Below are 25,158 nucleotides of genomic sequence, written 5' to 3'. Positions count from 1 at the left end.
CTCTCAGGCGTTGTGCGCGGGCGCGTCAGCCGTTGCGCTTCCAGCGCGGCTTGTCGTCCCGGCGGCCGAAGGAGCCGCCACGGTGGTCGTCACGACGGTCGTCGCGGCGGGCGAAGGGACGGTCCGAGGCGCCGCCGGCGCGGAAGCCGGGGCGGTCGTCGCGGCGGTCGCGGTTGAACGGGCGGTCGTTGCCGCGGAAGCCACCGCGGTCACCGCGGTCGTCACGACGCTCGAAGGAGCGGCCGCCACGGTCGTCGCGGTTGAACGGACGGTCCCCGCCACGGTCGTTGCGGTCGTCACGGCGGAAGCCGCCACGGTCGTCACGGCGCTCGAACGAACGGCCACCACGGTCGTCGCGGTTGAACGGACGGTCCCCGCCACGCTCGCCACGGTCGTCACGGCGGAAGCCGCCACGGTCACCGCGGTCGTCACGGCGGAAGCCACCGCGGTCGTCACGACGCTCGAAGGGACGGCCACCACGGTCGTCGCGGTTGAACGGACGGTCCCCGCCACGCTCGCCACGGTCGTCACGGCGGAAGCCGCCACGGTCGTCACGGCGCTCGAACGAACGGCCACCACGGTCGCCACCACGGTCACCCCGGTCGTCACGGCGGAAGCCACCGCGGTCACCGCGGTCGTCACGACGCTCGAAGGAGCGGCCACCACGGTCGTCACGGTTGAACGGACGGTCCCCGCCACGCTCGCCACGGTCGTCACGGCGGAAGCCGCCACGGTCACCGCGGTCGTCACGACGCTGCGGGCGGTCCTCGCGCTCGCTGCGGTCGACGTGCTGGGCGGTCGGCTGCTCCGGCACGGAGACGGCGGCGGCCTCCTCGGCGGCCTCGGCGGCCTCACGGACCACGGCGGCCTCGGCCAGCGCGGCCTCCGGGTCGTCCCCGCGCTCACGGGCCGCACGGGCGACGAGGCGGTCGGCCTCGTCGCGCAGCTCGGCGGCGCGGCGCTGCAGGCGCTCCAGCTCCTTGGTGAGCTGGGCGACCTCGCGCTCGGCCTGGGCGGCGGCACCGGCCACCGACTCGGCCTGGAGCTCGGTCATCGAGCGGGCGCCGGTGATCTCGGCGACCTCGGGCTCGAAGGCCGTGCCGCTCTGGATGATGTGGCGTGAGGCGTCGATGCCCGCGTCCTCCATCAGCCGGAAGATCTGGCGGCGCTGGTGCGGCAGCGACAGCGAGACCACGGTGCCGGTCCGGCCGGCGCGCGCGGTGCGGCCGGCGCGGTGCAGGTAGTCCTTGTGGTCACCGGCCGGGTCCACGTTGAGGACCAGGTCGATGCCGTCGACGTGGATGCCGCGGGCGGCGACGTCGGTGGCGACCAGGACGTTGACGTAGCCGTCCTTGAAGTCCGCCAGGGTGCGGGTACGCGCGCCCTGGGTCATGCCGCCGTGCAGGGCGTCCGCCTTCACACCGGCGTCGCGGAGCTGCTCGGCGATGCGGTCGGCGCCCAGCTGGGTGCGGACGAAGATGATGGTGCGGCCCTTGCGGGAGGCGATCGCCGCGGTGACCGGAGCCTTGTCCTTGGGCTTCACGATCAGGATGTGGTGCGACATCGTGGTGACGGCGCCCTGGGCGGCGTCGACCTCGTGGCTGACCGGGTTCTCCAGGTAGCGGTCGACCAGCGTCTTGATCTCGTTCTCCATGGTGGCGGAGAAGAGCATCCGCTGACCGCCGGCCGGGATCTGGTCGAGCAGCTCGGTGACCTCGGGCATGAAGCCCAGGTCGGACATCTGGTCGGCCTCGTCGAGGACCGCGACCTCGACGTCGCCCAGCGAGCAGGCGCCGCGGCCGATGATGTCGCGCAGACGGCCCGGGGTGGCGACGAGGATGTCGACGCCGCGCTCCAGGGCGTAGATCTGGTTGCCCATCGAGGTGCCGCCGCAGACGACCTTCATCTTGAGGCCGAGCACGTCGCCGTAGGGCTGGAGCGCGTCGGCGACCTGCATGGCCAGCTCACGGGTCGGCGTGAGGATGACGGCGCGCGGGCGCTTCTTCTCGGTGCGGCCGCCGGCCAGGCGGGCCAGGGTGGGCAGACCGAAGGAGAGGGTCTTGCCGGAGCCGGTGCGGCCACGGCCCAGGATGTCCTTGCCGGCCAGGGCGTCCGGGATGGTCGCGGCCTGGATCGGGAAGGGCTTGGTGACGCCGTTCTGCGCGAGCTTGCGCACGACGCCCTCGGGCAGGCCGAGGTCGGCGAAGCTCGGGCCCGTGTCCTCGGGGGCCTGGTCCTCGGCGGCGTCCGCGCCGTCCGCGGTCTCCGCAGGGGCGTCCACGGCGTCGGTGGCGTCGGTGGCCTCCGCGGCTTCGAGGGCGTGCTCGTCGCCGTCGAACTCGGCGGTCGTCACGATCTCGTCCTCGGAGACGACGAACTGATCAGTACTGGAAATGGACATGCTTATGCGAAACCTTCCGGAGTCTCGTCGGCACGCGCCCGTCAACTCCGTGTTTCGCGAGGAACCGCCTCGATGCGGTCAGCCACGGCAAGGGAGAGAACGCGCCACACGGCGCGCTCTTTTTCGCTGCGCCGGGCAAATGGGATCAAACGATCTACCACCATACGCACCCCATGCCCTCCGGCGCAAACGAGAACGGCGAACGCGAGCCACGCCACACTCGAAGGCGGCTACACGGGCACACCGGCCTCGGGCGCCGGAGCGGTGACCGACTGCTTCGGGGACTGCGCGGAGGTGGGCTGGGCCTGGCTGGGGTCCGGGGAGGGCGGTGGCGGGGACGGCTGCGGCGGGGCCGGACTGGTGACCTCGCCGGGCGGCTCGGGGGCGGGCTCACCCGGCTCGGGGGGCGCCGGCTCACCCGGGTCCTCCTCGGGCCGGCCCGCGTCGCCGTCCTCGGGTTCCTCCGCCTCTCCGGGGCGCTCGCCGTCCTCACGGTCGGCGTGGGCTTCGGGCTTCCCGTCCCGGCCGGAGCGGCGGGTGCCGCCGGTCTCCGGGCGGGTGCCCTCGTTGTTCACCCGGGGGTCGAAGCCCGCGGCGCCGCCGGGCTCGCCCGCTCCCCCGCCCGCGCTGTCGGAGCCGCCGCTCTCCGTGGAGCGCGCCGGGCGGGCGCGGTCGCCGTCCTCCCCCGCGACATCCACGCAGCCGGTGGCCAGGGCGGAGACGGCGAGGACCGCGGCGGCGAGACGGACGGGTACGTACACACGGCGCACGGGAGCCACCTCCGAGGGCGGGCAGGGCGGGAGAGTCACCCTGCCCAACTCCCGCCGCACGCAGGAGGACACGCCCGTCCGCCACACAATCCCCTCCGGAACGGGGCCGACGGGGACCCGAGGGGCCGAGGGGGCCCACCGCCCCTCGGCGGGGGCGGCTCAGCCGTAGCCGAGGTCGTGGAGGCGCTCGTCGTCGATGCCGAAGTGATGGGCGATCTCGTGAACGACCGTCACCTCCGTCTCCGCGACCGCGTCCTCCCTGGTGTCACACATCCGCAGTGTCGGGTTCCGGTAGATGGTGATCCGGTCCGGCAGCACCCCCGCGTACCACTCGCCCCGCTCGGTGAGCGGCGTCCCCTCGTAGAGCCCGAGCAGGTCGGGATCCTCGGCGGGCGGCTCGTCCTCGACGAACACGGCGACGTTGTCCATCAGCCGCGTCAGCTCCGGCGGGATCCGGTCCAGGGCCTCCGCCACCGTTTCCTCGAACTCCTCGCGCGTCATCTCCAGCACACCGCCATTCTGTGCCACAAAGCCCCGCCGCACACCCGTCCCGGAGACTCCCGCACCACTTGCCGCGTGCCGCGTACCGAGCCGGGGACCTGGGCATACGGTCCCAATGGCCCGCATCAGCGTCCGTCCGTCCACCGTGCCGCACCGCATACGCGCCCTGCTGGACCGGAGGTCCGCCGCCGGCGGCCGGCCCGAGCTGGGCCGCCGCGCGCACCCCGTGGCACGGGCCGCCGGGCTGGTCGCGGTGGTGCTGGCCGGCGCGTGGCTGGGCCTGACGACGGTCGGCGCGGTCCGCGTGCCCGTCGGCCCCGTGAACACCACGATGGCGCTGCACCCCTCCCTGGACGGCGGCACGGAGATCGACATCCCGCCGCTGGGCGCGCTCCACCTGGACACCCATACCGCGCCCTTCCGGCTCCAGGTCGACGTCGACCAGCTGGACCCCGAACGCTCCCGCGACCTGATCGACCACCCCGAACGCATATCCGGCCTCCAGGACGCCGTCGCCGAGGACGTGGGACGCGGCATCCGCACCCTGGCGCTCCGCTCCGGCGTCGCGGTGGTGGTGGGCGCCACGGCGCTGGGCCTGGTCGTCCACCGGCGCCCGCGCCGTGCCGCGGCAACCGGCGGTCTTGCGCTGGCCCTGCTCGCCGCCTCCGGGGCCACCGCGTGGGGCACCTGGAACCCCAACTCGGTTCTGGAGCCCCGCTTCTCGGGCCTGCTCTCCTCCGCCCCCTCGGTGGTGGGCAACGCCCGCAGCATCGTCTCCGACTTCGACGTCTACCAGCAGGAGCTGGCCCGTCTGGTCACCAACGTCACCAAGCTCTACGACGCCACCAGCACCCTCCCCGCCTACCAGCCCGACCCCACCACCGTCCGGGTCCTGCACGTCTCCGACATCCACCTCAACCCGGCGAGCTGGGAGATCATCGCCTCCCTGGTCGACCAGTACGAGATCGACGTGATCGTGGACTCCGGCGACACGATGGACCACGGCACCAAGGCGGAGAACCCCTTCCTGGACCCCATCCCGGACCTGGGCGCGCCCTACGTCTGGGTGCGCGGCAACCACGACTCCCGGGACACCCAGGCCTACCTGTCCGGGCTGGACGACGTACGCGTCCTCGACGAGGGCCGCGCGGTCGACGTCGCGGGGCTGCGGTTCGCGGGCATGGGCGACGCCCAGTTCACGCCGGACCGGAGCAAGCCGCACGGCGGGAAGGCCGCGGCGGAGCGGGCCGGGGTGCAGCTGGCCTCAGGGATCCGCGACCAGCGACGGGCGGGCACACCGGTGGACGTCGCCGTGGTCCACGACCCGCAGGCGGCGCGGAAGGTGGACGGGGTGGTCCCGCTGGTGCTGTCCGGCCACATCCACAAGCAGCGGACCCAGCTCATGGAACTGGGGACCCGGCTGCGCACCGAGGGCTCCACCGGCGGTGGCGGACTGCGGGCCCTGGAGGGCGAGGAGCCGGACCCGATCGAGGCGTCGGTCCTCTACTTCGACCGGGACAGCCGCCGGCTCCAGGCGTGGGACGCGATCCGGCTGGGCGGCCTGGGGCTCACCACCGCCGAGGTGAGCCGCCACCTGGTGGAGGAGAACCAGCCGGGCGGGGCCTCCCCCTCACCGTCCGGATCCGCCTCCGGATCGCCGGCCGCGCAGCCCTCGCCACGACGGTCCGGCGGCGAGCGCTAAACGTTTTGGCGATACCCGTCGGCATCACCTATGCTTCTCACGTCCCCGACGCGCTGAGAAGCGCCCAGGCGGGCCGTATAGCCCTCATCGTCTAGCGGCCTAGGACGCCGCCCTTTCAAGGCGGTAGCACGGGTTCGAATCCCGTTGGGGGCACGCAAGATCGTGTGCGACACTGTTAACGCAAGACGCGCACAAAGCTAGGTCCTGTGGAGCAGTTTGGAGTGCTCGCCACCCTGTCAAGGTGGAGGCCGCGGGTTCAAATCCCGTCAGGACCGCTGAGGTTTCACGTGAAACCTCGTGGCTGGGTAGCTCAGCTGGTACGAGCGTCCGCCTGAAAAGCGGAAGGTCCCCGGTTCGACCCCGGGCCCAGCCACCGCAAGGAAGACCCTCTCCGGTTCGCCGGAGGGGGTCTTGCGTTGTGTGCGGGCCCCACCGGGCCCCACCGGGCCCCACCGGGCCCCACCACTGTGTCCGGCCCCACGCGCGCCCCGGGGTTAATGCGCTCGCCACCCCGTTCGGGAAGGTGCGATCCTGGAATGCGTATGTCTACGCAGCCTGCCTCCGCCACCGCCGCGCCCGCCTTCGGCGACATCGCCCACCGCCTGGCCCAGCTCTCCCTGCGGGAGGCACACCGGCTGGGACGGCGACTCGAGGGCGCCCGGAAGATCCGAAAGCCCGAGGCCCGGGCCGCCGTCCTCGCCGAGATCACGGCCGAGGTCGAGAAGGCCGAGGCCAGGTCCGCCGAGCGCGCCTCCCGGGTGCCGGCGATCACCTATCCGCAGAGCCTTCCGGTCAGCCAGAGGAAGGACGCCATCGCCGAGGCGATCCGCGACCACCAGGTCGTGATCGTCGCCGGTGAGACCGGCTCCGGCAAGACCACCCAGATCCCCAAGATCTGTATGGAGCTGGGCCGTGGCGTGCGCGGGATGATCGGTCACACCCAGCCGCGCCGGATCGCCGCCCGCACGGTCGCCGAGCGCGTGGCGGAGGAGCTGAACACCCCGTTGGGCGAAGCCGTCGGCTGGAAGGTCCGGTTCACCGACCAGGTCGGCCAGGACACCTTCGTCAAGCTGATGACGGACGGCATCCTGCTGGCCGAGATCCAGACCGACCGCGACCTGCGCGCCTACGACACGATCATCATCGACGAGGCGCACGAGCGGTCCCTCAACATCGACTTCCTGCTGGGCTACCTGGCCCAGCTGCTCCCCCGCCGCCCCGACCTCAAGGTCGTCATCACCTCGGCGACCATCGATCCCGAGCGGTTCTCCCGGCACTTCGGTGACGCCCCGATCGTCGAGGTCAGCGGCCGGACCTACCCGGTGGAGGTCCGTTACCGCCCCCTGCTGGAGGAGAACTCCGAGGAGGTGGACCGGGACCAGATCACCGCGATCACCGACGCCTGCGAGGAGCTGATGGCGGAGGGGCCGGGCGACATCCTGGTCTTCCTCTCCGGTGAGCGGGAGATCCGCGACACCGCGGACGCGCTCACCAAGAAGCGGTACCGGTCGACCGAGATCCTCCCGCTCTACGCCCGCCTCTCGCACGCCGAGCAGCACCGGGTCTTCCAGCAGCACTCCGGCCGCCGGATCGTGCTCGCCACCAACGTGGCCGAGACCTCGCTGACGGTGCCGGGCATCAAGTACGTGGTCGACCCGGGCTTCGCCCGGATCTCCCGCTACAGCCACCGCACCAAGGTGCAGCGGCTGCCGATCGAAGCGGTCTCCCAGGCCAGCGCCAACCAGCGCAAGGGCCGTTGCGGCCGTACCAGCGACGGCATCTGCATCCGCCTGTACTCCGAGGACGACTTCGCGTCCCGCCCGGAGTTCACCGACGCGGAGATCCTTCGCACCAACCTGGCCTCGGTCATCCTTCAGATGACGGCGGCGGGCCTCGGCGACATCGAGAAGTTCCCCTTCATCGACCCGCCGGACCACCGCAACATCCGTGACGGCGTGCAGCTGCTCCAGGAGCTCGGCGCGCTGGACCCGGCGGAGAAGGATCCGCGCAAGCGCCTCACCACGATGGGCCGCAAGCTCGCCCAGCTCCCGGTGGACCCGCGGCTGGCGCGGATGGTGCTGGAGGCGGACAAGAACGGCTGTGTCCGCGAGGTCATGGTGATCGCGTCCGCCCTCTCCATCCAGGACCCGCGTGAGCGGCCCACCGAGAAGCAGGCGCAGGCCGATCAGCAGCACGCCCGGTTCAAGGACGAGTCCAGCGACTTCCTGGCCTTCCTCAACCTGTGGCGGTACGTCCGCGAGCAGCAGAAGGAGCGCGGCTCCTCGGCGTTCCGCCGGATGTGCAAGCAGGAGTACCTGAACTTCCTGCGGATCCGCGAGTGGCAGGACATCTACAGCCAGCTCCGGTCCGTGGCCCAGCAGATGGGGATACGCCTCAACGAGGAGGACGCCCCCGAGCAGTCCGTCCACGTCTCGCTGCTGGCCGGCCTGCTGTCGCACATCGGCATGAAGGACGTGAAGGACGCCGGGAAAGAGGGCGGCAGGGGCACGGGCAAGGACGCCGGGAAGGGCACCACGAGGAACGAGTACCTCGGCGCGCGGAACGCGAAGTTCGCGATCTTCCCCGGCTCGGCGCTCTTCAGGAAGCCGCCGCGGTTCGTGATGTCCGCCGAACTGGTGGAGACCTCCCGCCTGTGGGCGCGGGTCAACGCGAAGATCGAGCCGGAGTGGGTGGAGCCGATCGCCGGCCACCTGCTCAAGCGGACCTACAGCGAGCCGCACTGGGAGAAGGACCAGGCCGCGGTGATGGCGTACGAGAAGGTGACGCTCTACGGCGTCCCGATCGTCGCCCAGCGGAAGGTGAACTACGGCCGGATCGACCCGGAGATCTCCCGGGAGCTGTTCATCCGCCACGCGCTGGTGGAGGGCGACTGGCGCACCCACCACAAGTTCTACGCCGACAACCGCAAACTGCTCACCGAGGTCGAGGAGCTCGAGCACCGGGCCCGCCGCCGGGACATCCTGGTCGACGACGAGACGCTCTTCGACTTCTACGAGCAGCGGATCCCCGAACACGTCGTCTCCGGCGCCCACTTCGACTCCTGGTGGAAGCACAAGCGCCTTGAGGAGCCGGAGCTGCTCGACTTCGAGCGCTCCATGCTCATCAACGAGAAGGCCGGACAGGTCACCAAGGACGACTACCCGGACTCCTGGCGGCAGGGCCGGCTGAAGTTCCGGGTGACCTACCAGTTCGAGCCGGGCACCGACGCGGACGGCGTGACCGTCCACATCCCGCTCCAGGTGCTCAACCAGGTCACCGACGAGGGCTTCGACTGGCAGATCCCGGGTCTGCGCGAGGAGTTGGTCACCGAACTGATCCGCTCGCTGCCCAAGCCGATCCGCCGCAACTACGTCCCGGCGCCCAACTTCGCGCAGCGGTTCCTCGGCCTGGCGGTCCCCGGCCAGGAGCCGCTGGACACGGCGATGGCACGGGAGCTGCACCGCATGGTGGGCGTGCGCCTGGAGCCCGCGGACTTCGACTGGTCGAAGGTGCCGGACCACCTCAAGATCACTTTCCGGATCGTCGACGAGCGGCGACGGAAGCTGGCCGAGGACAGGGACCTGGAGGCGCTCAAGCTCGCCCTGCGCCCCAAGGCCCGTCAGGCGATCTCCCAGGCCGCCGCGGCCACCGCCGAACGGTCGGGCGGTCCCTCGCTGGAGCGGACCGGCCTCACCGACTGGACGATCGGCACGCTGACCCGGGTCTTCGAGACCAAGCGGGCCGGCCAGCCGGTGAAGGCCTACCCGGCGCTGGTGGACGACGGCGACACCGTCTCGGTGCGGCTGTTCGACAGTGAGGCCGAACAGGCCGAGGCGATGTGGCGGGGCACCCGCCGGCTGATCGTGCGCAACATCCCCGTCAATCCGGCGAAGTTCGCCCTCGACCGGCTCTCCAACGCCCAGAAGCTGGCCCTCTCCGCCAACCCGCACGGCTCGGTGCAGGCCCTCTTCGACGACTGCGCGCTGGCGGCGGCGGACAAACTGATCGCCGATTTCGGAGGCCCGGTCTGGGACGAGGAGTCGTACCGGAAGCTCTACGACAAGGTGCGGGCCGAGATCGTGGACACCACGGTGCGCGCCGTCGGCCAGGTGCAGCAGGTGCTGGCCGCGTGGCAGGCCTGCGAGCGGCGGCTGAAGTCGGTGAAGAGCCCCGCGCTGCTGGCCAATCTCACGGACGTCCGCACCCAGCTGGACGGCCTCGTGAAGCCGGGCTTCGTGACCGAGGCCGGACTGCCGCGGCTGCCGCACCTGATGCGCTACCTGGTGGCCGCGGACCGGCGGCTGCAGCAGATGGCGACCAACGTCCAGCGGGACACCACCCGCATGGAGAAGGTCCTGGAGATGCGGGACGAGTACGCGTGGCTCCTGGAACAGATGCCGAAGGGACGCCCGGTGCCGGCGGCCGTGCGGGAGGTCCGGTGGATGATCGAGGAGCTGCGGGTCAGTTACTTCGCGCATGCGCTGGGGACCGCCTATCCGGTGTCGGACAAGCGGATCGTGAAGACGATCGACACACTGGCACCGTGAGGCGAGCAGGACGGGCGAGCAGGGTGACGGTCCACTGACACACAGTGAGTTCGACCAGTGGGCCCCACTCCTGTAGAGTCCTTCTCGCAGCGCAACGCGGGAAACCGCAGAGTGAAGCACCTGGTCCTGTGGAGCAGTTTGGAGTGCTCGCCACCCTGTCAAGGTGGAGGCCGCGGGTTCAAATCCCGTCAGGACCGCAGTAGTTCGAAGGCCCGCACCGTTTCGGTGCGGGCCTTCGTCGTGCGTGTGGGCACGGCGGACCGGGGCATGCGGATCCCGGATGCACCTCCCCGAAAGGGCGTCAGTTCCCGCCCAGGGCCCCTGTGGGGCCCCGCCGCACGGTCCGCGCCCTCCGCGAGCCTCCACGGGCCGCACAGGGCCCTTCAGGCGCCTCGTGCGCCCCGCCCGGGGCGGCCGCCGCCCCGGCCTCGCCCCGGCTGCCGCATATGCCTCCGGCGCGCCCCTTTAGCGCATGCGCCACAGATCCGACAACCAGCCGTCGGTGTGAAAGGTGTCACCGAATCTGTTTTTCGAAGGTGGGAAGTTAACCCCTGCTTACATCGCGTCAATTTTATATGTGCAATTGCACGTTGCCCCGAGGTGCTCCCGGGTTCTCCCCGGAAGCCGTGGCCGCCTCCCTGATCTGCGACTACGCCCGGGGGTGGAGATCCGCCGAAGCTCCCGCGAAGAGGCCTGGGAGAGGCCTCCAGCCCCCGCCCCGAGGGCAAAAAAGATCGCGCTGAACCCGGCGGAGTTCAGCGCGATCGACGACGCGTCAACGTGCAAGGGGGTGTCCGGCGGGCCTGGGGCCCAGGACCAGGTCCTGTTGGGGCAGGACCGGCGTCGTATGGAGCTGGGTGACGGACGTCTCTGTCAGCTGGGGGACTGACCGACCCGTCCGGCTATTCGATTGTGGGCGCCGAGATGGTCGCGCGCCTTGGAAACGATGGCTCTCAGGCCTCGCTGCGCTGCTGGGGGATACCCGCCAGCAGGGCGCGGACCTCGGCCTCGCGGTAGCGCCGGTGTCCGCCGAGCGTGCGGATCGACGTGAGCTTGCCGGCCTTCGCCCACCGCGTCACGGTCTTGGGGTCGACGCGGAACATGGTGGCGACCTCAGCCGGGGTCAGCAGCGGCTCGGCATCAGGGGTGCGAGCGGTCATGAGCGGCCTCCTCGGGAGAACCGACGTTCTCGGTTCTTTCCTCTAAATTCTGCACCTTGACCCGCGTTGCCCGAAATGGCGGACGCGAGTCGAGTCGGTTATAGGACGAACGGCTTGTCCTCGGCACTACAACTACACCATCTGTCCAGCCGCGTCGGCCAAACCGATGGAATTGCCCTCCCAGGTGTTCATCCGCGACGGAAGCCGATGGACCGTGCCATAACGGACAGTCACTCCACTGTGACGATCAGTCACAGACTCCACAGAGGCCATCAGACCCCCCACGGGTTCAGCGCCGATGCACGCCCGAACGGACAGCGGGAGCCCGACCCGGGCTCCTTGTCCTATTTTGGCATGAGGGGTGGCAAGATACGCAAGGGCCGGGTACGTGCACTCCGTCACGCTAAGGGCTGTGTGTCCGTTTCGCGCCAGGCGCGAACCCGGATCCACGCGCTCCCGGCCCGCACCACCGTGAGCGCCGGCGGTCGGCCGGCCACCGCGCCGCGGGGCAGCCGGCCGTCGCGCCGGGCGGTCAGCTGGCGATGCCGCGCTGCCGGACCGAACGCCACCGGACCACCATGCGCTCATAGGCCTCGCCGGCCGCCTCGCCGTCGCCGCTGCGCAGGGCCGCCAGGGCCTCGGCGGCGTCCGCCGCCGAATGGTCCTCGGCGAGGTCGTCCTCCGGCAGCGCGTGGACCAGGCCGCCGTAGTCCAGCTCGACCAGCGAGCGCGGGTGGAACTCCTCCAGCCAGCGGCCCACCCCGGTCAGGGCCTCGGAGAGCGGGCCCTCCCCCACCGACTCCCGGACCGTGCGCAGGCCTCGGGCCAGGCGGCGCCGCGCCTCGACCATGCGGGTCCGGTAGCGCAGCACCGGCGGCTCGTCGTCCGTGCCGGCCCGCCACTCCCGCTCCTCGTCGGCGACCAGCACGAACCAGTGGCCCGGAACGTGCCAGGTAGCGCTGCGGATCCAGGGCCGGGCGTCGGGATTGCGCGCCAGCCAGTGCTCGTAGTCCCGGGCGGCCTCCTCCCGCACCACCGGGGGCAGCAGGGCGTCGAGCACGGTTGGCGGAAAATCGCCCCCGAACTCCTTGAGGGCCTGCCATCCCCGCAGCCGTGTGCGCCACGGGCACACATGGACGACGCCGTCCACCTCCGTCACGAACGCCTCCCCGCTCTCGTGCACCGGCACCGGCGTGGGCGGGGTCGCCAGGAGATCGGCGAGCGACCGCCGGAGTTCGTCCTGGCAGGTGGGCCGGCCGGGGCGGGCCGCGTACCGCTCCCAGTGGGCGCGCTCCTCGCGGGGGAAGGCGTCCAGTGGTTCGTAGACCCGCAGATAGGCGGGGTAGGGCACGATCACCGAGGTCACCTTGGGCACCTCTCCACCCTCCCCGACGTGATCCGTCCGAAACCCGTCCCACTCGTATCCGAAGCGGGCGGAAAGCAAGGGAGAAACGGCCGGAACAGTCCTGCTCCTGACCGCGGATACTCCTCGCGAGGGTGATCCTGTGTGTGCGCGGCCAGGGTGGCCCTCCAGGCTCTACGCTTCGTGCCACGGTTTCCGCCACCCGTACGGGAATCGCCGTAACCGCCGCTACTCATCCAGGAGTCACCACCGTGACCGAAGTGACCGACGGCGTCCTGCACACCCTGTTCCACTCGGAGCAAGGGGGCCATGAGCAGGTCGTGCTCTGCCAGGACCGCGCCAGCGGACTGAAGGCCGTGATCGCCATCCACTCCACCGCCCTGGGCCCCGCCCTCGGCGGGACGCGCTTCCACCCCTACGCCACCGAGGCCGAGGCCGTCGCCGACGCCCTCAACCTGGCCCGCGGGATGTCGTACAAGAACGCCATGGCCGGCCTCGAGCACGGGGGCGGCAAAGCGGTGATCATAGGAGACCCGGAGAAGATCAAGTCCGAGGAACTCCTCCTCGCCTACGGGCGGTTCGTGGCCTCGCTGGGCGGTCGGTACGTCACGGCCTGCGACGTCGGCACCTACGTGGCCGACATGGACGTGGTGGCCCGGGAGTGCCGCTGGACCACCGGCCGCTCCCCGCGGAACGGCGGTGCCGGCGACTCCTCGGTGCTCACCTCCTACGGCGTCTTCCAGGGCATGCGGGCCTCCGCCCAGCACCTGTGGGGCGACCCCACGCTGCGTGGCCGCACGGTGGGCATCGCCGGTGTGGGCAAGGTCGGGCGCCACCTGGTGGAACACCTGCTCGCGGACGGCGCCGAGGTGGTCGTCACCGACGTGCGCGAGGACGCGGTGCGGGCGCTGCGGGAGAAGCACCCCACGGTGCGGGTCGCGGTGGACGCCGACGAGCTGGTCCGCACTCCGGGTCTGGACATCTACGCCCCGTGCGCGCTGGGCGGCGCCCTCGACGACGCCACCGTGGCGGCGCTCACCGCGACGGTGGTGTGCGGCGCGGCCAACAACCAGCTGGCCCACCCCGGCATCGAGAAGGACCTGGCGGACCGGGGCATCCTCTACGCCCCGGACTACGTGGTGAACGCCGGCGGCGTGATCCAGGTGGCCGACGAGCTGCTCGGCTTCGACTTCGACCGGGCCAGGGCCAAGGCGACGAAGATCTTCGACACCACCCTGGAGCTGTTCGCTCGCGCCAAGGCGGACGGCATCCCGCCCGCCGCGGCGGCCGACCGGATCGCCGAACAGAGGATGGCCGAATCCCGTCGGTCCCCTTCGGTGACCCCTTCGGTGACCCCGGTCGCCTGACGCGCGGCGGGACCGACCCGACGGCCGGCGCGTCAACCTTTCGCCCGATGCTTCCTCCATCAGAGGGAAGAAACGCGTCGGCGACGGGACGGCGACGCGCCGGTTCCGGGTGAATGATCGCCTCGCGGTGCCGCAGTTCGGGGGCCGGAAGGTCCGGACAGCGGGAGACAACTGTCACTTCTCCGGGCGGGTCTTCCGGGCAGAAGTGGTTAAAATCGGCACTGACCAGCGAGGACGGGGCACCTCGCGGGTGCTGGGCACACACGCTTGGTGCGGGCGACGTACCGTATGGGCGCGGGCTCAGGTACCGTGGAAGCCCTACGGACCGGTCTCTCTGCGGAGAGTCCGTTTCGGATCATGAACGCGTCAAGACTCTGGGGCCGTCGAGCCCCGTCGTTGAGGGGGTCGAGCCATGGGGCGCGGCCGGGCCAAGGCCAAGCAGACGAAGGTCGCCCGCCAGCTGAAGTACAACAGCGGCGGGACGGATCTCTCACGCCTGGCCGAGGAGCTGGGCGCATCGACGTCGAATCCGACGCCTAACGGCGAGCGGTTCGAGGACGATGAGCAGGACGACGACCTGTATTCGCGGTACGCCGAGCTCTACGGGGCCGACGACGAGGACGAGGACGAAGAACCCTCTCAACGTCGCGGTGCCTGACAGCGTTCACCGCTCATACTGATCTGGACCCGGTTCGGGGCTTCGGCCCCGGGCCGGGTTCGGTGTTGCCCGGACCTGGTCGGCACGGCCGGTCCGGTGCCCGAGGAACCCGCCGGGCGGGGGACGCCGTGGTACCCGCGGCGCACAAGACGCACGGGACGCCGTGGCTCCGGCCGCGGTTTCCTGGCGGGCCGGGCGGTCCCGGCGGGCGGCGCCCGCCGGGACGGGTGGCATCAGCCCGCGTAGTCGCCGATCAGCTCGGCGCCCGTGCTGTGCTCGCCGCGGGGGACGATCTCGCCGGCCACCCACGCCTCGACGCCTCGGTCGGCCAGGGCGGAGAGGGCGACCTCGACCGACTCCTGGGGCACGATGGCCATCATGCCGACGCCCATGTTGAGCGTCTTCTCCAGCTCCAGCCGCTCGACCCCGCCGGTCCGGCCGACCAGGGAGAAGATCGGGTCCGGGGTCCAGGTGGACCGGTCGACCACGGCGTGCAGGCCGTCCGGGATCACCCGGGCCAGGTTGGCCGCCAGGCCGCCTCCGGTGATGTGGCTGAAGGCGTGCACCTCACAGGTCCGCATCAGCGCCAGGCAGTCCAGCGAGTAGATCTTGGTCGGCACCAGCAGTTCCTCGCCCAGGGTCCGGCCGAGCTCCTCGACGTGCGCGTCGAGCGCCATGCCGGCACGCTCCAGCAGCACGTGGCGCACCAGCGAGTACCCGTTGGAGTGAAGACCGGAGGAGGCCATCGCGATCACCGCGTCGCCCTCGCGGATCCGGTCCGCGCCGAGCAGCGCGTCGGCCTCCACCACGCCGGTACCGGCACCGGCCACGTCGAAGTCGTCGGCCCCGAGCAGGCCCGGGTGCTCCGCCGTCTCGCCGCCGACCAGCGCGCAGCCGGCCAGGACGCAGCCCTCGGCGATGCCCTTGACGATGGCGGCGACCCGCTCCGGGTGGACCTTGCCCACGCAGATGTAGTCGGTCATGAAGAGCGGCTCCGCCCCGCAGACCACGATGTCGTCCATGACCATGGCGACCAGGTCGTGACCGATGGTGTCGTAGACACCCATCTGCCGCGCGATGTCGACCTTGGTGCCGACGCCGTCGGTGGCGGAGGCGAGCAGCGGACGCTCGTAGTTCTTCAGGGCGGAGGCGTCGAAGAGGCCGGCGAAACCGCCGAGGCCACCGAGGACCTCGGGGCGCTGGGTCTTCTTCACCCATTCCTTCATCAGCTCGACTGCGCGGTCGCCCGCCTCGATGTCGACGCCGGCAGCCGCGTAGCTGGCACCTGTCTCAGTGGACATGACTGTGTGAGCTTTCTGTCGGGTACAGCTGGAGGGCTGCGGGGGATCTACGAGGGATCTTCGTGGGATCTACGAGGGATCGGAAACGGGCCGCGGGGCCGCCGGGCCGGGCACGGAAGGACCGGCCCGGCAGCGCGCGTCGTGGGGCTACGGGCGCCGGATGGCGGCGCTGGCAGCGGTCTCCACCGGAGCGGCCAGCTCCGTCTCCAGCAGCTGCTTGCCGAGCAGCTCGGGGTCGGGGAGCTCCATGGGGTACTCACCGTCGAAGCAGGCACGGCACAGGTTCGGCTTGGCGATGGTGGTCGCCTCGATCATGCCGTCGATGGAGATGTAGGCGAGCGAGTCGGCGCCGAGCGAGGTGCCGATCTCCTCGATGGTCATGCCGTTGGCGATCAGCTCCGCGCGGGTGGCGAAGTCGATGCCGAAGAAGCAGGGCCACTTCACCGGGGGCGAGGAGATCCTGATGTGGACCTCGGCGGCGCCGGCCTCGCGGAGCATCCGGACCAGGGCGCGCTGGGTGTTGCCGCGGACGATGGAGTCGTCCACCACGACCAGGCGCTTGCCCTTGATGACTTCCTTGAGCGGGTTCAGCTTCAGCCGGATGCCCAGCTGGCGGATGGTCTGCGAGGGCTGGATGAAGGTCCGGCCGACGTAGGCGTTCTTGACCAGGCCGGCGCCGAACGGGATGCCGGAGGCCTCCGCGTACCCGATCGCGGCGGGCGTGCCGGACTCGGGCGTCGCTATCACCAGGTCGGCCTCGGCGGGCGCCTCCGCGGCCAGGCGGCGGCCCATCTCCACGCGGGAGAGGTACACGTTCCGGCCGGCGATGTCGGTGTCCGGGCGGGCCAGGTACACGTACTCGAAGACGCAGCCCTTCGGCCTCGCGTCGGCGAACCGGGAGGAGCGCAGGCCGTTCTCGTCTATCGCGACGAACTCGCCGGGCTCGATCTCGCGCACGTAGCTGGCGCCGCAGATGTCCAGGGCGGCGGACTCCGAGGCGACCACCCAGCCGCGCTCCAGGCGGCCCAGGACCAGCGGGCGGATGCCCTGCGGGTCACGGGCGGCGTAGAGCGTGTGCTCGTCCATGAAGACCAGGGAGAAGGCGCCGCGGACCTTCGGGAGGATCCGCGCGGCCGCCGCCTCGATGGACAGCGGCTTGCCGTCCTCGTCCGTCTGGCCGGCCAGCAGGGCCGTGACCAGGTCGGTGTCGTTGGTCGCGGCGGGGGCGGAGCCGTTGTTCCGCTCGGGCAGGTCGGCGACCATGCGGGCGAGCTCCGCCGTGTTCACCAGGTTGCCGTTGTGACCGAGGGCGATGGAGCCCTGAGCGGTCGCGCGGAAGGTGGGCTGGGCGTTCTCCCAGACAGAGGCTCCGGTGGTCGAGTAGCGGGCGTGTCCGACCGCGATGTGACCTTGGAGCGAGCTGAGGGAGGTCTCGTCGAAGACCTGGGACACGAGGCCCATGTCCTTGAAGACGAGGATCTGGGAGCCATTGCTGACCGCGATACCCGCGGATTCCTGACCCCGATGCTGGAGGGCGTAGAGCCCGAAGTACGTGAGCTTTGCGACCTCTTCACCCGGAGCCCAGACACCGAAGACGCCGCAAGCGTCCTGGGGGCCCTTTTCGCCGGGAAGCAGGTCGTGATTGAGGAGACCGTCACCACGAGGCACGTCTTCGAGTGTAGGGGAGAGCGGCCGTTGCGCCGAATGGGGTGGTGCTGGCACGAATGTCGGGGACGGCACCCCAGAGGCAGCACGCCGGAGGACGTTTCTGCAGGTCAGGTGGCACATGAGGGTACCGGTCGGGCGGCCTGGCGAGGGGGGTGCGGGACGCGGCGGGAACTTCCCGGGGCCGGTGCGAGTGAGGCGACGCACACCCGGTGGTCCCACGGAGCGGACAACGCCTCCACGGACCGTGACGTCCAGGGGCCCGTGCGCGGACCTCCGGCGGCGCGCACGGGCCCCGCCGAGCGGCCGCTCAGCCCATCAGGGGCAGCCACGGGGACAGGTCCGCCCGCTCCCCGCTCGCGCTCACCGCGGCCGCCTCCCGGGCCTGCGCCCAGGTGAGCCGGCCGGTGGCGAGGCGGAGCCAGGTCAGGGGGTCGGTCTCGACCACGTTGGGGGGCGTGCCCCGGGTGTGCCGGAGGCCCTCCACGCACTGCACCACGGCGAACGGCGGCACGCGGACCTCGGTGGAGCCGCCCGGCGCGGTGTGCGCGAGGGCGTCGGCGAGGACCCGGGTCGCGGCCGCGAGGGCCTGGCGGTCCTGCGGTGTCACGGGGCCGTCCACCGCGGCCAGGGCGGCGTTCAGGTCGTCGGTGTGGACGGCGAGCTCGACACACCGGGTGGCCAGGTGGTCGGTGAGCGTGAGGGCCCCGGTGGGGCCCGCGAGGACGCGCCGGCCGGGGTTGGCCGCCAGGTCCGCGGCCAGGCGGTCCGCCGTGTCCGCGTAGAGGGCGTCCAGGTCGGGGTGGGCCTCGGCGGACTCCCGCACGGACGCGGCGATGCGGGCGGCGTGCCGGGCCGAGGTGGCGGCCCAGGTGGCGGGGACCAGCTCGGCCTTCGCCGGTTCGGGGGCGTCGAGCAGACGGCTGGTGCTGCCGGTGGCCAGGGCGATGTGGACGGCGAGGTCACGGACCGTCCATTCGCCGAGGCGGGTCGGGGCGGCGAGCTGGTCCGGCGTCAGCGAACCGACCGTCCGGCGCACGCTGGCGAACTGGGCCAGTACGGCAGTGCGGGTGCGGAGGGCGTCGTAGGTGCGGGGCTTCTTCCGGTTGCCGGGTGCCATGCCGGCGAGGGTAGCGCCTGTGCCGCTCCCGCCGTCCCTCCCCCCGCGACCCGGCCGCCCTCCTTCCGTCTCCCGCCGCCGGGACGCCCAAGGGCGCGGGCGAGGGGCCGGCACGCGGCAGGCGCCGGAGGGGCGGGGGGCGAACGCGAAGGCACCCGGCGCCGCGTGACGCGGTACCGGGTGCCTCGGTGCTGCGGGATCAGGCCGCGTGATGCGGGATCAGGCCAGCAGACCCTCGATCACGCCCTGGTGCGCCTCGCGGAGTTCCGCGAGCGGCAGCGTGAACTCGCCCTGGAGCTCGACGGCGTCACCGTCGACCACGCCGATCCGGGTGGCCGGCAGCCCCCGCGCCCCGCACATGTCGGTGAAGCGCAGCTCCTCCGAACGCGGCACGGACACGACGGCCCGGCCCGCGGACTCGGAGAACAGGAAGGTGAACGCGTCCAGCCCGTCCGGAACGACCAGCCGCGCGCCGACCCCGCCCTCGAGGGAGGACTCGACCACGGCCTGGATCAGACCGCCGTCGGACAGGTCGTGCGCTGCGTCGACCATCCCGTCCCGCGAGGCGGAGATCAGGATCTCGCCGAGCAGCCGCTCCCGCTCCAGGTCCACCTTGGGCGGCAGGCCGCCGAGGTGGTCGTGGACGACCTGGGACCAGGCCGAGCCGCCGAACTCCGGCTCCGTGTCGCCGAGCAGGTAGATCAGCTGACCCTCCTCACGGAAGGCGACCGGGGTACGGCGGGCCACGTCGTCGATCACGCCGAGCACGGCGACGACCGGCGTCGGGTGGATGGCGGCGGTGCCCGTCTGGTTGTAGAGCGAGACGTTGCCGCCGGTGACCGGCGTGCCCAGCTGGAGGCAGCCGTCCGCCAGACCGCGCACGGCCTCCACGAACTGCCACATCACCGCCGGGTCCTCGGGGGAACCGAAGTTGAGGCAGTCCGAGACGGCCAGCGGCTTGGCGCCGGTGGCGGCCACGTTGCGGTAGGCCTCGGCCAGCGCGAGCTGGGCGCCCGTGTACGGGTCGAGCTTCGCGTAGCGGCCGTTGCCGTCCGTGGCGATGGCGACGCCGAGGCCGGTCTCCTCGTCGACCCGGATCATGCCGGAGTCGCCCTCGGTGCGGGCCAGGACCGTGTTGCCCTGCACCAGGTGGTCGTACTGCGAGGTGATCCAGGACTTGGAGGCCTGGTTCGGGGACCCGACCAGCTGGAGGACCTGGGCCCGCAGCTCGTCGGCGTTCTCCGGGCGGGGCAGCTTGGCCGCGTCGTCGGCCTGCAGCGCGTCCTGCCAGTCGGGGCGCGCGTACGGGCGGTCGTAGACCGGGCCCTCGTGGGCCACGGTCCGCGGGTCGACGTCGACGATCTTGCCGCCGTGCCAGTAGATCTCCAGGCGGTCGCCGTCGGTCACCTCACCGATGACGGTGGCGATGACGTCCCACTTCTCGCAGATCTCCAGGAAGCGGTCGACCTTCGACGGTTCGACCACGGCGCACATGCGCTCCTGCGACTCGCTCATGAGGATTTCCTCGGGCGAGAGCGTGGAGTCGCGCAGCGGCACGTCGTCGAGCTCGACGCGCATGCCGCCGGAGCCGTTGGAGGCCAGCTCGGAGGTGGCGCAGGACAGACCGGCCGCGCCGAGGTCCTGGATGCCGACGACGAGCTTCTCCTGGAAGGCCTCCAGGGTGCACTCGATGAGGAGCTTCTCCTGGAACGGGTCGCCGACCTGGACCGCGGGGCGCTTCGACGGCTTGGCGTCGTCGAAGGTCTCGGAGGCGAGGATCGACGCGCCGCCGATGCCGTCGCCGCCGGTGCGGGCGCCGTAGAGGATGACCTTGTTGCCGGCGCCGGACGCCTTGGCCAGGTGGATGTCCTCGTGGCGCATCACGCCGATGGCACCGGCGTTGACCAGCGGGTTGCCCTGGTAGCAGGCGTCGAAGACGACCTCGCCGCCGATGTTGGGCAGGCCGAGGCAGTTGCCGTAGCCGCTGATGCCCGCGACCACGCCGGGCAGCACGCGCCGGGTGTCGGGGTGGTCGGCCGCGCCGAAGCGCAGCGGGTCGACCACGGCGACCGGGCGGGCGCCCATGGCGATGATGTCGCGCACGATGCCGCCGACGCCGGTCGCGGCGCCCTGGTAGGGCTCCACGTACGACGGGTGGTTGTGCGACTCCACCTTGAAGGTGACCGCGTAGCCCTGGCCGACGTCGACGACGCCGGCGTTCTCGCCGATGCCGACCAGCATCGCCTCGGACTGCGGGGCCTTCTCGCCGAACTGGCGCAGGTGGACCTTGGAGGACTTGTAGGAGCAGTGCTCGGACCACATCACCGAGTACATGGCGAGCTCGGCGCCGGTCGGGCGGCGGCCGAGGATCTCGCGGATCCGGGCGTACTCGTCCTTGCTCAGGCCGAGCTCGGCCCAGGGCTGCTCCACGTCGGGGGTCCCGGCCGCGTGCTCGACCGTGTCCAGAGGGGTGCGGCTCATGCGCTGACCAGCTTCTTGATGATCGAGGTGAAGAACGGCAGACCGTCGGTGCCGCCGCCGGTGAGGGACTCCACGGCGTGCTCCGGGTGCGGCATCAGGCCGACGACGTTGCCCGCCTCGTTGGTGATGCCGGCGATGTTCCGCAGCGAGCCGTTGGGGTTGCCGTAGCCGTCCGCGTCGGGGCCGTCGGTCAGGTAGCGGAACGCGACCCGGCCCTCGGCCTCCAGCTTGTCGAGCGTGTACTCGTCCGCGGTGTAGCGGCCGTCGGCGTTCTTCAGCGGGATCAGGATCTCCTGGCCCGCCTCGTAGTCCGAGGTCCAGGCGGTGGCCGCGTTCTCCACCCGCAGCTTCTGCTCGCGGCAGATGAAGTGCAGGTGGTTGTTGCGCAGCATCGCGCCGGGAAGCAGGTGCGTCTCGGCGAGGATCTGGAATCCGTTGCAGATGCCGAGGACCGGAAGACCGGCCTTCGCCTGGTCGATGAGCGTCTCCATCACCGGCGAGAAGCGGGAGATGGCACCGGCCCGCAGGTAGTCGCCGTAGGAGAAACCGCCGGGCAGGACGACCGCGTCGACCTGCTTGAGGTCCTTGTCCTTGTGCCAGAGGGCGACCGGCTCGGCCCCCGCGATCCGGATCGCGCGCTGCGCGTCACGGTCGTCGAGGCTTCCCGGAAAAGTGACGACGCCGATACGGGTGGTCACTTCGCGGCCTCCGCGACTTCCTCCACCTTGACGGTGAAGTCCTCGATCACGGTGTTGGCGAGGAAGGTCTCGGCGAGCTCGTGGATACGGGCGAGCGCCGCATCGTCGACGGGACCGTCGACCTCGAGCTCGAAACGCTTTCCCTGACGGACGTCGGAGATGCCCTCGAAACCGAGGCGCGGCAGCGCGCGCTGGACCGCCTGGCCCTGGGGGTCGAGGATCTCCGGCTTGAGCATGACGTCGACTACGACGCGTGCCACTGGCACTCCCGATGTGTGGTGCTGAGCAGGTTCCTTCAGACTACCCGGACAGAATTTCTACGCGAGTAGATTAGGAGGAAAGCACGTGTCGCGGATCACCTCCTCCCTGAGCGCACCGGGATTGTCGCGGATGATCACCGAACCGCCGGAAAAACTCCGGGTGGAATCTCCTGGATATCGGGCCCGAGTGCGTGAAATGATTTACCCGCACTTCCCATTTCGACGAACAGCACTGTACAAAGGAATTACCGGCCGTTGACGCCTCGGCCGGTACCGACCGGACGGCCCGGTGATCCGCGCCGCTTTCCCGGACGACGTTCGCGCACGTCACGCCGTTTCAGCGGCGCCCGGGAAACCGACGGGATCCCGCAGGAAGGACCGAATCTCGTGGCTCAGCGTGTCGTGGTCACCCTCTCCGACGACATCGACGGCTCGGAGGCGGCGGAAACGGTCGCTTTCGGCCTCGACGGCCGGACGTACGAGATCGACCTGAACGAAACGAATGCCGGGAAACTGCGCGCCGCGCTCGCCCCGTACGTGGAAGCAGGCCGCAAGCGGGCCCGGTCCGGAAAGGTCTACCGGCAGACCGAGGTCGCGCCCGACCCGGCGGCCGTGCGGGCGTGGGCCCAGGCGCACGCCATGGAGGTGCCGGCCCGCGGCCGGATCCCCAAGCGGGTCTACGAGGCCTTCGCCGCCGCCCGCGGCTGAGCGGGCGGCCCGGCCCGCGACCCGAGAGACCCGGCGGTCCGCCTGAACGCTGCCCGGCTGCCCGGCCGCCCGCCATGCCGCGGGGGCGGCGGGCACCTCGCGGTCACCCGTCCGGGGAATGGACTTGCGCTGCACCCCAGGTGATCAGTTAGAGTTCAGGCACGCCGAGGGGCAAGGCCGAAAGGCCGGAACCCCGAACCGTGCGGGTGTAGTTCAGTAGTAGAACACCCCCCTTCCAGGGGGGAGGCGCAGTGTGCGATTCCTGTCACCCGCTCTCACCGGTCCATCGGTACGGAGCACCCCTCCGCATCCGGTAGGCTGGACCACGCGCCGATCGGTGAAAGCCGGTCGGAGGCAATGCGGACGTAGCTCAGTTGGTAGAGCGCAACCTTGCCAAGGTTGAGGTCGCGAGTTCGAGCCTCGTCGTCCGCTCCAGTTTCGAAGGCCCCGGTCATACGACCGGGGCCTTCGGCGTTCTCCCCCACTCACTTTCCGGCGCCCTTCGGATCATCGGATCTCGACTGACATTTGTCATACGAGCCGATGACACGAGGCACTGTTGTGCGCCCCCGCCCGACGGGAGGCTGAGGTCATGGACATCAGCAAGGGTGAGCGGGTGATTGAGGTCACCGACCTCCGCCGCGTCTACAAGGGCGGGTACGAGGCGGTGCGCGGCATCTCCTTCTCGGTGGACCGCGGCGAGGTCTTCGCGCTCCTCGGCACCAACGGGGCGGGCAAGACCTCGACCGTGGAGCTGCTGGAGGGCATGGACCGCCCGGCCGGCGGGCGCATCCGGGTACTGGGGCACGACCCGTACCGCGAACGCGCCGCCGTCCGTCCCCGCACCGGCGTGATGCTCCAGGAAGGCGGCTTCCCGGCCGGGCTGTCCGTCGCCGAGACGGCCCGCATGTGGGCCGGCTGCACCAGCGGCGCCCGCCCCGAGGGCGAGGTCCTGGAACTGGTCGGGCTCGGCCACCGCACCGGCGTGAAGGTCAAGCAGCTGTCCGGCGGCGAACGCCGGCGTCTGGACCTGGCGCTGGCCCTGCTGGGCGACCCCGAGGTGCTGTTCCTGGACGAGCCCACCACCGGCCTGGACGCCGAGGGCCGCCGGGAGACCTGGGAGCTGGTCCGGGCGCTGCGCGACCAGGGCACCACCGTGCTGCTGACCACCCATTACCTGGAGGAGGCCGAGGACCTGGCCGACCGGCTGGCCATCCTCCACGAGGGCCGGATCGCCGCCTCCGGCACACCGGCCGAGGTGACCGCCGCCCGGCCGTCCCGGATCTCGTTCGAGCTGCCGCCCGGCCGTCTGCCGGGCGACCTGCCGCCGCTCGCCCCGATGGGCGTCGTCGGCCACGAGACCGAGGGCACGCTGCTGCGGCTGCACACCCGCGAGCTGCAGCGGACCGCCACCGAGCTGCTGACCTGGGCGGCCGCCGAGGGCGTGGAACTGCGGCGGCTCGACGTGCGGTCCGCGTCCCTGGAGGAGGCGTTCCTCGACATCGCCCGCGAGGCCGGCGGACGGCCGGGCAAGCCGGGGACCGGCCGGGCCGCCGGCCAGGGCGCCGGCCAGGGCGCCGCCCGCGAGACGGAGAAGACGGAGAAGGCAGCATGAGCACCCCCACGATCGCCACTCGCACCCCGCGGAGCGGCGCGACCACCCCCGCCGGCCGTCTGCTGGCACTGAGCCGGGCCGAGTTCACGCTGCTGCTGCGCAACCGCAGTGCCGTGATCACCGCCCTGTTCGTCCCGCTGCTGCTGCCGTTCAGCGTCCACCAGGGCATGCGGGAGATCGACCTGGCGGCCCATGGACTCAGTCTCGGCGTGATGATGCTGACCTCCGGGATCGGCTTCTCGCTGCTCTTCGCGGTCTACTCCACGCTGGTCTCCACCTACGTCGCCCGCCGCGAGGAGCTGGTGCTGAAGCGGCTGCGGACCGGGGAGGCCTCCGACGCCGAGATCCTCGGCGGCGCGGCCGTCCCCGTGCTCGCCGTCAGCGTGGTCCAGTCGCTGCTGATGGGTGCGGTCTGCGCCGCGCTGCTGGACATCGGCGCGCCCCGGGCGCCGCACCTGCTGGTGCTGGGCGTGGTGCTGGGCACCCTCCTGTGCGCGGCGCTGGGCGCGGCGACGGCCGGCCTCACCCGGACCGTGGAGAGCAGCCAGGTCTCCTCGCTGCCGTTCCTCTTCGTGACCCTGCTCAGTTCCGGTATGGCGTTCCCCACCGAGGCGATGCCCGACGAGATGGCCGCGGTGTGCGACCTGCTGCCGCTGTCCCCGGCGATCCGCCTGATCCGTGAGGGCTGGCTCGGGACCATGACGGCCGGTGAGGCGCTGACCGCCGTGGTCACCGCGCTGGCCTGGATCGCGGTGGCCGTGTTTGCTGTACGGCGGTGGTTCCGCTGGGACCCCCGGCGCTGAGGTCCTGACGGGGCCGAAGGGCGCCGTGCAGGAGGGTC

The 25,158-nt window shown here is 71.3% G+C and carries 18 protein-coding genes and 6 tRNA genes; 13 read left to right on the top strand and 11 right to left on the bottom strand.

Annotation, left to right across the window (positions count from 1 at the left end; translation table 11 throughout):
• Positions 1-25: 25 nt before the first annotated feature.
• The 3 genes from GBN72_RS22975 to GBN72_RS22965 all read right to left on the bottom strand — a co-directional run bounded on the left by GBN72_RS22975 (position 26) and on the right by GBN72_RS22965 (position 3,681).
• The gene (locus GBN72_RS22975; RefSeq protein WP_151773735.1) at positions 26-2,401 is read right to left on the bottom strand and encodes a DEAD/DEAH box helicase; all 2,376 of its coding nucleotides are present in this window, start codon (positions 2,399-2,401) and stop codon (positions 26-28) included.
• A gap of 230 nt (positions 2,402-2,631) precedes the next feature.
• Positions 2,632-3,171 carry a hypothetical protein gene (locus GBN72_RS22970; RefSeq protein WP_151773734.1) on the bottom strand — a complete coding sequence of 180 codons (540 nt, stop codon included), beginning with the start codon at positions 3,169-3,171 and terminating at the stop codon, positions 2,632-2,634.
• Positions 3,172-3,330: 159 nt separating this feature from the next.
• The gene (locus tag GBN72_RS22965; RefSeq protein WP_151773733.1) at positions 3,331-3,681 is read right to left on the bottom strand and encodes a metallopeptidase family protein; all 351 of its coding nucleotides are present in this window, start codon (positions 3,679-3,681) and stop codon (positions 3,331-3,333) included.
• 106 nt (positions 3,682-3,787) lie between these two features.
• On the opposite strand from GBN72_RS22965, the gene GBN72_RS22960 reads away from it, so the two are divergent.
• The 6 genes from GBN72_RS22960 to GBN72_RS22935 all read left to right on the top strand — a co-directional run bounded on the left by GBN72_RS22960 (position 3,788) and on the right by GBN72_RS22935 (position 10,118).
• Positions 3,788-5,374 (top strand): metallophosphoesterase family protein, encoded by a 1,587-nt coding sequence (locus GBN72_RS22960; protein WP_151773732.1) that lies wholly within the window; start codon positions 3,788-3,790, stop codon positions 5,372-5,374.
• 80 nt (positions 5,375-5,454) lie between these two features.
• Positions 5,455-5,527 (top strand) — tRNA-Glu (locus tag GBN72_RS22955).
• A 47-nt stretch (positions 5,528-5,574) separates the two neighbouring features.
• Positions 5,575-5,649: transfer RNA gene (locus tag GBN72_RS22950), tRNA-Asp, on the top strand.
• Between the two features lie 24 nt (positions 5,650-5,673).
• Positions 5,674-5,747: transfer RNA gene (locus GBN72_RS22945), tRNA-Phe, on the top strand.
• 169 nt (positions 5,748-5,916) lie between these two features.
• The gene (gene hrpA / locus GBN72_RS22940) at positions 5,917-9,921 is read left to right on the top strand and encodes an ATP-dependent RNA helicase HrpA (RefSeq protein WP_151773731.1); all 4,005 of its coding nucleotides are present in this window, start codon (positions 5,917-5,919) and stop codon (positions 9,919-9,921) included.
• 122 nt (positions 9,922-10,043) lie between these two features.
• A tRNA-Asp gene (locus tag GBN72_RS22935) sits at positions 10,044-10,118 on the top strand.
• 756 nt (positions 10,119-10,874) lie between these two features.
• Here the strand turns inward: GBN72_RS22935 and bldC are convergent.
• Both bldC and GBN72_RS22925 read right to left on the bottom strand, forming a co-directional pair.
• Complete coding sequence (bldC, locus tag GBN72_RS22930; protein WP_003949541.1) at positions 10,875-11,081, bottom strand: developmental transcriptional regulator BldC; 207 nt, start codon at positions 11,079-11,081, stop codon at positions 10,875-10,877.
• Between the two features lie 532 nt (positions 11,082-11,613).
• Positions 11,614-12,456, bottom strand: a complete 843-nt coding sequence (locus GBN72_RS22925; RefSeq protein ID WP_151773730.1) for a DUF8083 family protein — start codon at positions 12,454-12,456, stop codon at positions 11,614-11,616.
• A gap of 239 nt (positions 12,457-12,695) precedes the next feature.
• Here GBN72_RS22925 and GBN72_RS22920 point away from each other — a divergent pair, with 239 nt between their 5' ends.
• Both GBN72_RS22920 and GBN72_RS22915 read left to right on the top strand, forming a co-directional pair.
• Positions 12,696-13,811 carry a Leu/Phe/Val dehydrogenase gene (locus tag GBN72_RS22920; protein WP_151773729.1) on the top strand — a complete coding sequence of 372 codons (1,116 nt, stop codon included), beginning with the start codon at positions 12,696-12,698 and terminating at the stop codon, positions 13,809-13,811.
• 412 nt (positions 13,812-14,223) lie between these two features.
• Positions 14,224-14,469: a DUF3073 domain-containing protein gene (locus GBN72_RS22915; RefSeq protein WP_151773728.1), complete on the top strand. Its 246-nt coding sequence runs from the start codon at positions 14,224-14,226 to the stop codon at positions 14,467-14,469.
• Between the two features lie 233 nt (positions 14,470-14,702).
• Here GBN72_RS22915 and purM read toward each other — a convergent pair whose 3' ends face one another.
• From purM to purS, 6 genes are all read right to left on the bottom strand, one after another.
• Positions 14,703-15,770, bottom strand: coding sequence for a phosphoribosylformylglycinamidine cyclo-ligase (gene purM / locus GBN72_RS22910; protein ID WP_151773727.1), 1,068 nt, complete (start codon positions 15,768-15,770; stop codon positions 14,703-14,705).
• A gap of 147 nt (positions 15,771-15,917) precedes the next feature.
• A complete protein-coding gene (gene purF, locus GBN72_RS22905; RefSeq protein WP_151773726.1) occupies positions 15,918-17,438 on the bottom strand; it encodes an amidophosphoribosyltransferase in 1,521 nt (506 codons plus the stop codon).
• Positions 17,439-17,745: 307 nt separating this feature from the next.
• Positions 17,746-18,555, bottom strand: a complete 810-nt coding sequence (locus tag GBN72_RS22900) for a sterol carrier family protein (RefSeq protein WP_151773725.1) — start codon at positions 18,553-18,555, stop codon at positions 17,746-17,748.
• A gap of 219 nt (positions 18,556-18,774) precedes the next feature.
• Complete coding sequence (purL, locus tag GBN72_RS22895) at positions 18,775-21,036, bottom strand: phosphoribosylformylglycinamidine synthase subunit PurL (RefSeq protein ID WP_151773724.1); 2,262 nt, start codon at positions 21,034-21,036, stop codon at positions 18,775-18,777.
• Positions 21,033-21,734, bottom strand: a complete 702-nt coding sequence (purQ, locus tag GBN72_RS22890) for a phosphoribosylformylglycinamidine synthase subunit PurQ (protein ID WP_151773723.1) — start codon at positions 21,732-21,734, stop codon at positions 21,033-21,035. The genes purL and purQ overlap by 4 nt, the downstream gene beginning before the upstream one ends.
• Entirely contained in the window at positions 21,731-21,994 is a 264-nt protein-coding gene (gene purS / locus GBN72_RS22885) for a phosphoribosylformylglycinamidine synthase subunit PurS (protein ID WP_151773722.1), read from the bottom strand. The genes purQ and purS overlap by 4 nt, the downstream gene beginning before the upstream one ends.
• Before the next feature lie 387 nt (positions 21,995-22,381).
• Here purS and GBN72_RS22880 point away from each other — a divergent pair, with 387 nt between their 5' ends.
• The 5 genes from GBN72_RS22880 (at position 22,382) to GBN72_RS22860 (ending at position 25,120) form a co-directional block, all read left to right on the top strand.
• Complete coding sequence (locus GBN72_RS22880; RefSeq protein WP_151773721.1) at positions 22,382-22,702, top strand: histone-like nucleoid-structuring protein Lsr2; 321 nt, start codon at positions 22,382-22,384, stop codon at positions 22,700-22,702.
• A gap of 202 nt (positions 22,703-22,904) precedes the next feature.
• Positions 22,905-22,976 (top strand) — tRNA-Gly (locus GBN72_RS22875).
• A gap of 85 nt (positions 22,977-23,061) precedes the next feature.
• A tRNA-Gly gene (locus tag GBN72_RS22870) sits at positions 23,062-23,137 on the top strand.
• A 157-nt stretch (positions 23,138-23,294) separates the two neighbouring features.
• Positions 23,295-24,317: an ABC transporter ATP-binding protein gene (locus tag GBN72_RS22865; protein WP_151773720.1), complete on the top strand. Its 1,023-nt coding sequence runs from the start codon at positions 23,295-23,297 to the stop codon at positions 24,315-24,317.
• A complete protein-coding gene (locus GBN72_RS22860) occupies positions 24,314-25,120 on the top strand; it encodes an ABC transporter permease (protein ID WP_151773719.1) in 807 nt (268 codons plus the stop codon). The genes GBN72_RS22865 and GBN72_RS22860 overlap by 4 nt, the downstream gene beginning before the upstream one ends.
• The last annotated feature ends 38 nt before the right edge of the window (positions 25,121-25,158 follow it).

This window comes from Streptomyces abyssomicinicus, assembly GCF_008974245.1.
GTDB classification, from domain to species: Bacteria; Actinomycetota; Actinomycetes; order Streptomycetales; family Streptomycetaceae; genus Streptomyces; species Streptomyces abyssomicinicus.
Note: the sequence above shows the minus strand (reverse complement) of the source record. Positions and strands in the feature narration are given on the sequence as shown.